Here is a 12,539-nt window from a genome sequence, read left to right on the forward strand (position 1 = left end):
CATCACGGTATAGTTATTCAGAAATGGGGTCAAAAATTTTTCATCGCTGCTTCGAGGTCGACGGCGTGGGGGTTCGCCGCTGGCAAACCCGTCCCGGCCTCCCAGATGGGAAAAGTCCTCCTATACCCGTATTGACCTGACCCCCGCACCTCCTGGCTCCCGGGGTATCGACGTATATCCGCAAAGTGTACCAGCATAGCCAGAGGCCAATTCCGCCCTGCAGGGGTGTAAGCAGAGAGCATCCACTTCAAGCGGATAGCGAGGTCGCTTATACCGTAGCTAAGGACCGAGCTTGCCCGGTGGTGGAGGTATGAGTTCCTAAAAGGACCAAATATCTTGACGAAGGTACGGGAACTATCCACCTGAGATACAGCAATGGATACTGCAATCATCATATTCCTACTTCTGCCGAACACTCCATCGTTTTCGGCCGGTCCTGCAAAATATCGGCTGACGCCGATGCCCCCATGCGGGGGCGACACCAAGCAGGCCGTCCAGGCCCAGATGGGCCTGATATTTCAATCCACGTCCCCATGTGGGGGCGACCAAATCGGCGTTGTACGGTTGTCCAGGGTGGCAATATTTCAATCCACGCCCCCTCACGGGGGCGACAGTCAACCCCAGCAGGTGGTGTATCGCCCCCTATTATTTCAATCCACGCCCCCATGCGGGGGCGACCCCATGCTGGGATATGCAGCAGCGGGCGCGCCCCTGATTTCAATCCACGCCCCCATACGGGGGCGACCCCGGATGGTCGGACGGCTATCGCCGTGAGGATGATTTCAATCCACGCCCCCTCACGGGGGCGACCAGTGGCATTTTTTGACCGGCAGCAAGTGGCCATCATTTCAATCCACGCCCCCTCACGGGGGCGACGTGCGGACATGAGCAAAGGATTTGTAATCAGGATATTTCAATCCACGCCCCTTCACGGGGGCGACTCGGCAGTATAAGGCACCTCGTCTCTGATCCGGAATTTCAATCCACGCCCCCATGCGGGGGCGACGGTCATGCAATCCATCTTCTTAACCGGAATACCGGAATTTCAATCCACGCCCCCATGCGGGGGCGACGATTTTTTACGCTGCTGAATTTCATGAGGACATGATTTCAATCCACGCCCCCATGCGGGGGCGACTGCGATGTGGCGGGTTTTTGCCATATTTGCAATATTTCAATCCACGCCCCCATGCGGGGGCGACGGTGAGGAAGCCCTGGACACCTGGCTAGGGATTACAATTTCAATCCACGCCCCCATGCGGGGGCGACTGCCGTTTGGGGCTGGTGGAAAAATGGTTTGGCTTATTTCAATCCACGCCCCCATGCGGGGGCGACGGCGGTCTTTTTGGCTCTGCCGGATCTACGGCAGCAATTTCAATCCACGCCCCCATGCGGGGGCGACCTGTGCTCTTTGATGGCTGCAACGTCTTTTGCCGATTTCAATCCACGCCCCCATGCGGGGGCGACGCGGTCTTTTTGGCTCTGCCGGATCTACGGCAGCAATTTCAATCCACGCCCCCATGCGGGGGCGACGCGGTCTTTTTGGCTCTGCCGGATCTACGGCAGCAATTTCAATCCACGCCCCCATGCGGGGGCGACAAGTCGTGTCTACGGCTCCCCACTCCCGGGCTGTAATTTCAATCCACGCCCCCATGCGGGGGCGACGTGGCCTCCGGGATCTACAGCCCCAACGAGGCCAATTTCAATCCACGCCCCCATGCGGGGGCGACCATCGGCAAAATGCCCATCTACCTCATGGACCAATTTCAATCCACGCCCCCATGCGGGGGCGACGGCAGGACCGCTGATGTCCGGAGATTTGTAGTTATTTCAATCCACGCCCCCATGCGGGGGCGACCTATCCACGGTGTTCAGCTTCTTGCGAGGGGCAATTTCAATCCACGCCCCCATGCGGGGGCGACGTCACTGCCTGTATTGTCGCAATAGTAGATTCTCATTTCAATCCACGCCCCCATGCGGGGGCGACGATTGCTAGTACGCAAATGATAATTGTTATCAACAATTTCAATCCACGCCCCCTCGCGGGGGCGACCAGGTTCCCATGATTTGATTATTTTCGTTCCGGATTTCAATCCACGCCCCCTCGCGGGGGCGACGGACCTCCCCCGCCGGGTCCCGGCCCTGGTCCACATTTCAATCCACGCCCCCTCGCGGGGGCGACCTCGGCCCATCTGAGCAGCTTTCGCCAGTCATATTTCAATCCACGCCCCCTCGCGGGGGCGACTTGCCGTGCAGTAGATCTTCCCCTCACGGTAGCCTATTTCAATCCACGCCCCCTCGCGGGGGCGACCAGATTGTTTTAACACGGGCAGGCCCAAACAGCGATTTCAATCCACGCCCCCTCGCGGGGGCGACTTGCTTATGAGCAGATTCCATCTTGTCCAAAGGATTTCAATCCACGCCCCCTCGCGGGGGCGACCTGACTGGTATTTTAGGATGTTGGACGAGCTACATTTCAATCCACGCCCCCTCGCGGGGGCGACCAGGAGAGCGCTCCCCATGGTCACAGCCAAGGAAATTTCAATCCACGCCCCCTCGCGGGGGCGACGTTGGAGTAACATTGTGTTGCTGCTACCAGGCAGATTTCAATCCACGCCCCCTCGCGGGGGCGACCCCCTCCGCTCCGGAAGGCGCTCCCATCAAGAGTATTTCAATCCACGCCCCCTCGCGGGGGCGACCGAATCTGGCTTTGACTGGCCGGACAACATCCGATTTCAATCCACGCCCCCTCGCGGGGGCGACAATCTCCGAAGTAACCACCGGGGCATAAGGAGTAATTTCAATCCACGCCCCCTCGCGGGGGCGACCCAAGGTGTGCTCAATGCGACTACAAAACCGGCAATTTCAATCCACGCCCCCTCGCGGGGGCGACTTTGCCAGCGGCGGCCTGGTGAGCGGCTCCGGCGATTTCAATCCACGCCCCCTCGCGGGGGCGACTTTTTATTTACCTCTTTTCTTTTTTTGTAACTGATTTCAATCCACGCCCCCTCGCGGGGGCGACTCCCTCAATAAATTTTTCCGTGTCAGCATATCCAATTTCAATCCACGCCCCCTCGCGGGGGCGACTATTGACGTTTTGGACGTATACAGTTACATTGAATTTCAATCCACGCCCCCTCGCGGGGGCGACCGTACGAATCATTGTCATACAGTTCTTCATAATACATTTCAATCCACGCCCCCTCGCGGGGGCGACCCTTCATCATCTTCCGGATCCCGATGCTCCTCGGCATTTCAATCCACGCCCCCTCGCGGGGGCGACCTTCCTTTTGGGACCTATAGAGTATTCGCCGGAAATTTCAATCCACGCCCCCTCGCGGGGGCGACTTCAGGGGGAGGCGAGTATTACAGTGGATGTAGGCATTTCAATCCACGCCCCCTCGCGGGGGCGACCTAGGATTTAAGACTTCGGCTCCTTATTGTAAAATTATTTCAATCCACGCCCCCTCGCGGGGGCGACCAATCTCATTCTGTGCATATTCAATGACCTGCATAATTTCAATCCACGCCCCCTCGCGGGGGCGACCGGGATTCCTGGCTACCAGCACCAACACGGGGGCGATTTCAATCCACGCCCCCTCGCGGGGGCGACCCGCCTCGGCCAGTAGTGACGCGTGGGTGTGCCGATTTCAATCCACGCCCCCTCGCGGGGGCGACCGTCAGTCCCAAATTACAGAGCTGATGGTGTAAATTTCAATCCACGCCCCCTCGCGGGGGCGACTGCACTTGACAAAATGCTAAGTATAGTATATGATATTTCAATCCACGCCCCCTCGCGGGGGCGACGGTTAAGACTCCAACTGCAATCAATACTTTTATATTTCAATCCACGCCCCCTCGCGGGGGCGACATTGATCTTGCGCTTTTTGCTTACGAACAAATTCATTTCAATCCACGCCCCCTCGCGGGGGCGACTATTGCGCTTCCAGGTATGATTCAGTGTTTCGCTATTTCAATCCACGCCCCCTCGCGGGGGCGACCTACCGCATAGGGCGTCAGGATCAAGAAAACTATATTTCAATCCACGCCCCCTCGCGGGGGCGACTGAAGAATGGATGGCAAGATGTAAGGCAGAGGGATTTCAATCCACGCCCCCTCGCGGGGGCGACTATCACTTGCTGTGCTTTTTCCAGGTTAAGTTCTCATTTCAATCCACGCCCCCTCGCGGGGGCGACCTGCAGCATCTTATTGGTCACGATATTATCATCATTTCAATCCACGCCCCCTCGCGGGGGCGACCTTGGCATCCTGGAGGTTGGTAGAGTCCGGAGTATTTCAATCCACGCCCCCTCGCGGGGGCGACGGGCATGGTTTCCAGCTGGCGGAACACCCGGGGTAATTTCAATCCACGCCCCCTCGCGGGGGCGACAATACAAAAACAATATTAAGCAAAAACAAACCAAAATTTCAATCCACGCCCCCTCGCGGGGGCGACGGATTGAAATGTGGACCAGGGCCGGGACCCGGCGATTTCAATCCACGCCCCCTCGCGGGGGCGACGGATCCGGTTGTCGCTTTTGTCATCGGGCAGGGAATTTCAATCCACGCCCCCTCGCGGGGGCGACCAGTACGGCACGGCCCTTGAAACCGACCGGGCTAATTTCAATCCACGCCCCCTCGCGGGGGCGACTTATCTTTTTCAGGAAGAGATCCAAGATCATCGGGTATTTCAATCCACGCCCCCTCGCGGGGGCGACTGTCAGACGAGGCAGTCAGATTCCATCTGACGTTCCCGTCTTTTTTTCGCGAAGGTCAGTTTTCAGATTTCCTAAGCCCCGTTATCCGGTGCTTTTTCTTTCTGTTTGCTTCCCCTTCGCGCTTACAGCACCATGGGGGCTTCAGGGTCGTAAGTCCTTTTGGCTCCCAGGTGCTGGATTTTGTTCTGATAGGTGTTGCCCAGGTTGTAGAACCGCAGGCTGTCGTGGTCTTTGTCGATGAGGGCTTCCAGTTCTCCTTTCAACAGGACGAACTGGGCCTGGTCCAACAGGCATTCGAATACGGAATTCTGCACCCGCTGTCCGTGGGCCACACAGCATTTGGCCACTTTCCGCAGCCGGGCTCTCCCGGCCGGGGTTTCGGTGTTTACATCGTAGGTTACCAAGATCAACATTGCTTCACTTCCCCAAAAATGCCGGATACCCATCCAGATCCTCTCTCAGCCATTTGGCCAGGAGCAGGGCCTGGACGTAGGGGAAAAGTCCCCAGGGTATCTTTTCTTTCAAAAAGGGATGTTCCAGTTTTTCCTGCTTCCGTTCCTGCCACCGGGTGAGGAAGATCTTCCTTCCCTCTTCGTTCATCAGAACGGCACCGGTTTCCGTCTTTTTGAAGTGTTTCCCAGTAAGGCTCCGGGTGTTGACCAGGGAAAGGACGAACCGATCGGCAGCCAGAGAACGGAACTCTTCCATCAGGTCCAGGGCCAGGGATTTTCTCCCGGGCCGGTCCCGGTGGAGGAATCCCACGCTGGCATCCAGTCCCACTGCTTCCAGGGCATGGGCGCAGTCAGCAGCCAGCAGGGTGTAGGCAAAGGACAGCAGCGCGTTCATGGGGTCCAGGGGCGGCCTCTTGTTCCGTTCCCGGAAGAAAAAGGTCTTTTTATCCCCCAGGATCAGCTGGTCGAACAGGGAGAAATACACATGGGCGGCATTCCCTTCTATCCCCCGCAGCTGGTCTCCGTCCCTGGCCTGCTGCAGATCACGGAGTGCCCCTTTCAAAGTCTGGATGGCTTCCCTGAACTGTTCCTCCTTCACCGACAGAGGATGGTCCCGGAGGAACCGCATCAAGGTGACCCGTGCATTCCAGATTTTCCCTGTCAGGAACCACCGGCCAAGCTGGAGACTTTCCTCCTCCCTGTCGCTTTTCCGATACTGGGCCTTCCGCAGCAGCACATTTCCCAGCCCGGTTCCGCTGATCCGGGCCAGGAATTTTCCCTGGGGTGTCAGAAAAGTAAAGCCGATGTTCTGTTCCGCACAGGCCCCCAGAAGAGCCGGTGACGCCCCTTTGTATCCGAAATAAAAGATGCTCTCCAGGTTCAACAGGGGAATCCTCTGGACCACATTTCCATCCTTCCATGCCGTCAGATTCTGGTTCTCCAGGGACAGATAGAGGTCTTCCGACAGGATGAACAGGGTATTCAGCAGTCGTCTCATAGCCCCTCCTCCTGGAACCGTCCGGCATAATAATCGGCCACCAGCCCATCCTTCTGCAGTTTGGGCAGACACAGGTCCTTCAAAGAACAGCTGGTGCAGGTCTGGCTGGGCTTCACCCGGGGAATGTAGCGCCGCTCATAATACTGGTGCATCTCGGCAAACATATCCCGGACCCGCTGCCGCAGTTCTTCCGTCATGGGGATTTCCCGCCGGTGCCGCAGAGCATGGTAGTACAGACAGCCCCGGGGGATGGCACAGCCCAGCATTTCTTCCAGACAGATCACCTGGGCAGCCAGCTGGAGGATGTCACAGTCATCGGATTTATCCTTTCCCCGCTTGTACTCCACCGGCAGCACCTTCCACAACCCCCGGTGCCCTGCCAGATGAGCCCCTTCTTCTCCGGCATCTGCCTGGGTGAATTCCACCACATCGCAGATTCCCGAAGCCCCCAGGGTGGGAGAACTGATCCGCAGACCCCGCACCGTCATCACCCCGGCCCGTTTTTCCACGAACCGATCGTTGTGGGCATTCTGGTGGATCAGCTGCCCCTCTGCCGTCAGGCGGTTCTCCTCCCACTGCTGGTCAATGTGGATCAGGGCCCACTGGCGCCGGCAAAAGACGAAATGCTGGATTCCTGAGATCATCAGGTAATCCTCTTCCCGCCAGGTCATACCATTCTCTGGCAGGTGACCCCTTCCGGCAGGTTTTCCGTATCCACAGTCACCTGGTAATCATGGTAGGACCGAGGCGCCTTCCGGGGATCCTTTTTCTCCACCTGCACCCGTTCAAACAGTTTGTAGGACGGCGCATTGCCCAGTTCTGATTCATGTTTGAACACAATCAGTTCCCGCACAGCCATATTCCCCCGGGCGGCAGAATGGTCATTTTCGAACATGTTGATGATGGCCTTCCACAACAGCTGCAGGTCTTCGTCGGAAAAGCCCGTGGATTTCCGAGCCAGGTTGGCGGACACATACCCTTCCACCCGGTACAGACCGTAGGGAACGATGTACTTCCGGCCCATTTCCGTGTTCCGGCCTTCTTCCTGCCGTTTGGCAGTGGTAATGGCCACCCGAGTGATGGTGATTTCCTGAGGCATAATGGGGTCGATGCTGTGGGCGAATCCCAATTGGACCGGTCCCCGGACCTGTCCGCAGCTGAGAGCCCCTTTCACGAAGGTGGTCATCACAGCCCCGAAAGTACGGATATCATAGAAATTGCTGCACATAAAGTCCCGGATCTTCCGGTCCGCATCGGGATCTTTCTTTTTGTCGATTTTCTTCACATCATCCACACCCAGATACTCCAGCGCCTTCTTGTCGTTGGCTTCCAGGGGGACCGTTTCCCGGACATAGATCTGATACCCGGGCTGGTCTTCCTTGGCAGCTTCCACATAATTGCGGATCTTCCGTTTCAGGCACACATCCGTCACCAGGCCCAGGCCGGTTTCCGGGTCCACCCGGGGCATGTTCCCTGCATCTGGATCCCCGTTGGGGTTGCCGTTTTCCACATCAAAAAGCACCACGAAATCGTACCGGTTGCGAATTGCCTTGTTTTCTTCCATTATGCCTGTTCCTCCTTCTTGGTATAGCGAGCCTGGGTTTCCTGATAATAGCCCAGGATGAACATTCCCTGTTCGTCCAAAGTCAGCCGGCCGGGAATGGGGTTCCCTTCATCGGGCATGGTAATCTTTTCCATCAGGCTGCCCAGCTTCTTCTGGGTATTCACCGCCAGTCCCTTGTTGGTCCGGCCCAATTTATTCAGATGGGCATTGGCCAGTTTCAGCAGCACCGGGAATACCGCCCCCGGCGTGGCGCAAGCCGCATTGAAATACCGGTCTTTGATGGTTGCACTGACTTCGCTGGAATCTTGCTGCAGTCCCTCCAGCACCGCAAACAGCCGGCCCAGCACATAAGGAACTGCCTTGCAGTTTTCATTGACGTTCATGGTAATTTCTCCACCCCACTTTTCCTGATGATTCTTCAACAGATAGGCCTTCACAAAGGCCGCTCTGGGATAACTGATTTTTGCATCCCCGGATTCTGCCTTGATCCGCAGCAGGAACTGCCGATACATGGCTTCCGGATAAGGGGCATCCTGGAGGATGCTCCGGAGCAGGCTCCCGGCCAAAAGGGGCAGTGCCTGCTTTTTGGTGGCATTGGGATTCACCGATTCCTTCAAGAGACGCCATAAAGGCAGATAATCACCTCGTTCTTTTTCCCAGGAGGGACGGACAATCTCCAACCGTTTCTGGTGATTCTGCAGATGCTGCAAGGTGACCCCGAAGGTATTCTGCCAGAAGAAACGGACGGACAGCCGGGCCGCATTGGGTGCCAGCCCCAGCACATAGAACGGTTCATCCGGTGAAAGGGTGATGCCATCCACATCAGCAGCCACGCCCTGGAGGATTTTTTCCAGCACGGCTTTTACGGTTTGTTCTCTGTTTTCCCCGGTTCCTGACGGGTTTAGGAAGTTCATGTACACCTGCTGATACAGCGGTTCGGCCGATTGGGCCCAGAACACCACCGTGGTATCTCCGCAGAAAATGCTGTTTCCGTCCCGGAGCAGCTGATTCAGGGCCGTGGTATAAGCAAAGGCCGCATATTCACTGACTGGGGCATTCAGCCCCTGTTCTCCGTCATGACCAAAGGATTCTACGGATTTGGCATTAAAAGAGACTAGTGCTGCTCCCATAGACTGGGCATCCCGTACTCCTTTGATGTTGGGATGGGTCAGGGCGATTTCCGCCACCTTTCCAGTCACCAGGCACTGGCCTTTTTCGCTGTTCTCTCCCCCGCCTTCTTTCTTGTAATCCATCCAGCGCCGACGGATTTCCGGATCCTGCTGGGCTTCCTGGCCGTTGACGGCAAACACCAGTCCCGAAGCCCCCACAATCGCATCCCGGTTCTGCTGGAATACCGGATTTTCCTCCGCCTTATCCGGCTGCCAGCTGTCAAAGAACTTCAGGACTCCCTGAGCAACCGGAGAATCACACCCATCCAGCAGCTGGTGGTGAAAAGTCCGGGCCGCCTCAAAACACTGGATGGACCGTTTGGGTTTCCCTTTACTGTCCACACCGAAAAAATAGGATGAGCCGTCATAGAGAAAATTGGGCCGCACTCCGCTGGACCGTTTGAACACTTCCGGCACCTGGAGCAGGGGATCCGTCAGGACGGTTTTCTTCCCCCGCTGGACTTCATTCCGCAGGGACAGGATGCCCAACAGCTTCCCTTCCTCGTCCAGCTGGATTTCCGCCGATACCTTGGCCGCGCTCCAGCCTGGTTCCTCCACCTTTCCCTGTTTCAGCAGGGTTTCATAATACTTCACCAGTGCCTGCAGGATCATTGGTGCACCTCGCAGTTCCGGAGATCAAGGACTCCATTGACCAGTTTCGCCCGGAAAAACCGGGGCATGATGTTTTGCAGATTCCGATAATCCATGTCGTAGAGCATCAGTCCCAGATCCTGGGTAAGGGGATAGGGCTGGATTTCCTCGTCATCCTCCACCAACCGGAAAGAAGCCGGAAATTCCCGGGTTCCGAAATAAGGCTGATGGTAGCACTGCCCCTTCCGGGCCCGGCGGGTGAGCATTTCCCGGAATTTCCCCGGATTATCCGAAGAATTGGCCTTTTCTGTCATTTCAAAATGAAGGGTGATGCAGTAATGGACATTTTTCAGCACCGTGGAAGCCCGCTGCATAATATCCTCATGGGTTGCCTGGGCCAGCAGCTTGCCACCCCGGGCACCGGCCAGGACCGTAGTCCCGGAAATTTTGCTTTTCAGTTCATTCCGCCGGATATTGGTGAACTGGATGGGGCTCAGCACATCGATTTCATCGATCACATACCGCAGCCCCGGATGCCAGAATATGGCCTCCACCAGTCCCCGGGCCGCGGAAGGCGTCATCACATCGTAGCTCATCCGCTCCCCCTTCAGTTCCGGCCGGGTAAAGCAGGCATACTTCCCCCAGCAGTCGATTCGTACTCCATAACTCATGGAACCACCTCTGTTTCTCGTTGATATCGCTTCAGGCAAACAGCCCCCGTCCTTCTTCCTGTTGATAAGTAAGGCCGGTTTCTTCCTTATATACGGACAGATCTTTCAGCACTGCCATCTGTTCGTCCAGAGCCTCCGTCACCCCGTCCGCCAGCATCTGTTCATACAGCCCTGGCCGGGGGCCGGTCTGGGACCATACGCTGACCATATAACGGCCGGCTTTCCGCAGCAGCTTCCGGGTCCGGATGCCGCACTGGAGCTGGCGGACAATCTCCTGGGCTTCCTCATTCCAGGGGATCAGCACATTCCTGGTATGGTCTTCGATCAGTTGGAACTGTTGACCGATGGTGGCATAGGCTCCCTTGCCAGATAAATCGACAATTCCTTTTTCATCCAGTATACCGTTTTTTGCCCGATAAAGCCAGTCAAAGTAATTGGCAATGGCTTCCGGCGCTGCCAGGTCCTGGAACTTCTGTGCCACCAGCTGGGTGCTCTGCCGTTCCTGTTCCAGGAAGCGGGACTTCTGGCTGTTTTCCGTGGCGAAGACATAGACCAGGCTGTCCTCCGCTTTGCGCTTCCCTTCCCGGTTGCACCGGCCGGCCCCCTGGATCAGGGCATCCACCCCGTTTTCTTCCACATACACCACCGGGAAATCGATATCCACCCCTACAGAAATGATGCTGGTAGAGACCACCCGGCAGGGTTCTCCTTTTTTCAGCTTCTCCTTCATGGTGCGGATCACCTGCTGCCGATGGGCCGGGCAAAGATTGGTGGAAAGATAAAGGTGCTCTCCCTGGATCCGGCTGCTGATTTCCCGGGCCTCCCCTTTGGTCAGGCAGATGCACAGGCTCTGGGGCTGCCCTTCCATGGCTTCTGCCACCTGGTCATAGGACAGCACCCCCTCATTGACCAGCCGGGTCCGTTTGAAGAAGCGGTAAAGGCCGGGGATATCTTCCATCAATTCCTGGGGCTTTTCCTGGAGGAACCGTTCCAGCCGGGGCTGGGTGGCACTGCACAAAAGAGCCGAAGAGGAAAAATGCCGGACCAGGGCCTCCAGGCTCCGGAGCACCGGAGTCATATAGTTCACCGGGAACATCTGGGCCTCGTCAAACAGCAGCACACTGTTGGCCATGTTGTGGAGCTTCCGGCACCGGGAAGACCGGTTGGCAAAAAGGGATTCGAAGAACTGGACATTGGTGGTGACGATCACCGGTGCGTCCCAGTTTTCCGTGGCCAGCCGACGGGTGTCCATCTTTTCGTCCGTGTCCTCATATTCCACCTGGCTGTGGTGTTCAATGACATTTTCCTCTCCCAGGTAGGACCGGAGGATGTCCGCCGTCTGTTCGATAATGGAAGTATAGGGAATCACATAAATGATGTGTTTTTTTCCGCAGGTCCTGGCCTTTTCCAGCGCCCAGGCAAAGGCGGAAATGGTCTTGCCTCCGCCGGTGGGAACGGTCAGGGTATAGATCCGGTCTTCCTGATTCTTCCCCATCTGGATGCAACGCTGGAGGATCTCATATCGCTTCCGGTTCAGATCATTTTGCGGATGGAAGAACCCCTTTTCCTGCAAGGCAGAAAAGAACCGGTCATGGAGCTGTTCCAGGGAGGCAAAACCGCTCCGTTTCACCGCTCCCTCCTGCATATAGTCTTCCGTATCCAGAAAATCCCCATCCACCAGACAGGAATACAGCATCCGCAGCCAAAGACTGCACCCAATGAAATCCATCTTCCCCTGGATCTGGAAATCCTGGATGACTTGTTCGATTCCCTGGACTTGAACCGGCACTTTCAATTCCTGCCGCCAGGAAGAGCAATCCGGAACCGCTTTTTTCAGCCGGGCTGCAAAAGTGTTTTCTCCAGGCAAATCAGCATTTGTTCCCAAATCCGGCAACCCCGCATGGTGCCCGGCGATACAGAAAGCTTCCATAGTAGAAGTGAGATTTCCATTTTTTGCCAAAAGCTGGGCCCCCGCCGTAGAATGATCCACCCGGCCATGTTTCTGCCCCAAAAGATACTTCTGGAAATCCCCAGAGTACTTCCCAATATCGTGGAGCAGCCCGCACTGCCGGGCCGCCTCCTTCATTTCCGGAGTGGGAGCAAACTTCTCCGCCAGCCGGGCCACCTGCCGGAGATGGTCCAGCAGGAGCTGAGGCGGCCGTTTCCCCGCTGGATCCAGATGGGCCAAATATGGTTTTCCATTCACCATCACTTGTTGCAACTTCATCCCCTCCTTCTGTTCCTTTTACTATATCATATCTCGTGGGTAAAAAAACTCCCCGATGCACACCTTCCTGCAAATGATGTACCCTCCGTTCTTTTCCCCTTGCAAAAAAGCTGCGTCCCCACCGTTCCTTTCCAGGACGGCATGGTCCGC

General features: G+C 56.6%; 7 protein-coding genes and 1 CRISPR repeat array. All 7 genes read right to left on the reverse strand.

Annotation, left to right across the window (positions count from 1 at the left end; genetic code table 11):
• Window positions 1–515 precede the first annotated feature (515 nt).
• Window positions 516–4,718: direct repeats of the CRISPR family, unit length 31 nt; unit sequence ATTTCAATCCACGCCCCCTCGCGGGGGCGAC.
• A gap of 122 nt (window positions 4,719–4,840) precedes the next feature.
• From cas2 to BQ2657_RS09810, 7 genes are read right to left on the reverse strand one after another with little or no spacing between them, the layout of a single operon-like run.
• Window positions 4,841–5,131: a CRISPR-associated endonuclease Cas2 gene (gene cas2, locus BQ2657_RS09780; RefSeq protein ID WP_012938139.1), complete on the reverse strand. Its 291-nt coding sequence runs from the start codon at window positions 5,129–5,131 to the stop codon at window positions 4,841–4,843.
• 4 nt (window positions 5,132–5,135) lie between these two features.
• On the reverse strand, window positions 5,136–6,167 hold the full coding sequence (gene cas1c, locus BQ2657_RS09785) for a type I-C CRISPR-associated endonuclease Cas1c (protein WP_075580438.1): 1,032 nt from the start codon (window positions 6,165–6,167) through the stop codon (window positions 5,136–5,138).
• Entirely contained in the window at window positions 6,164–6,838 is a 675-nt protein-coding gene (gene cas4, locus BQ2657_RS09790; RefSeq protein ID WP_075580439.1) for a CRISPR-associated protein Cas4, read from the reverse strand. The genes cas1c and cas4 overlap by 4 nt, the downstream gene beginning before the upstream one ends.
• The gene (cas7c, locus tag BQ2657_RS09795; RefSeq protein WP_075580440.1) at window positions 6,835–7,731 is read right to left on the reverse strand and encodes a type I-C CRISPR-associated protein Cas7/Csd2; all 897 of its coding nucleotides are present in this window, start codon (window positions 7,729–7,731) and stop codon (window positions 6,835–6,837) included. The genes cas4 and cas7c overlap by 4 nt, the downstream gene beginning before the upstream one ends.
• A complete protein-coding gene (cas8c, locus tag BQ2657_RS09800; RefSeq protein ID WP_075580441.1) occupies window positions 7,731–9,512 on the reverse strand; it encodes a type I-C CRISPR-associated protein Cas8c/Csd1 in 1,782 nt (593 codons plus the stop codon). The genes cas7c and cas8c overlap by 1 nt, the downstream gene beginning before the upstream one ends.
• The gene (cas5c, locus tag BQ2657_RS09805; protein WP_075580442.1) at window positions 9,509–10,162 is read right to left on the reverse strand and encodes a type I-C CRISPR-associated protein Cas5c; all 654 of its coding nucleotides are present in this window, start codon (window positions 10,160–10,162) and stop codon (window positions 9,509–9,511) included. Before cas5c ends, cas8c begins: the two co-directional genes overlap by 4 nt.
• 31 nt (window positions 10,163–10,193) lie before the next feature.
• Window positions 10,194–12,389: a CRISPR-associated helicase/endonuclease Cas3 gene (locus tag BQ2657_RS09810; RefSeq protein ID WP_083236248.1), complete on the reverse strand. Its 2,196-nt coding sequence runs from the start codon at window positions 12,387–12,389 to the stop codon at window positions 10,194–10,196.
• Between the last annotated feature and the right edge of the window lie 150 nt (window positions 12,390–12,539).

The sequence above is a fragment of the Acidaminococcus massiliensis genome, from assembly GCF_900095825.1.
Lineage (GTDB): Bacteria > Bacillota > Negativicutes > Acidaminococcales > Acidaminococcaceae > Acidaminococcus > Acidaminococcus massiliensis.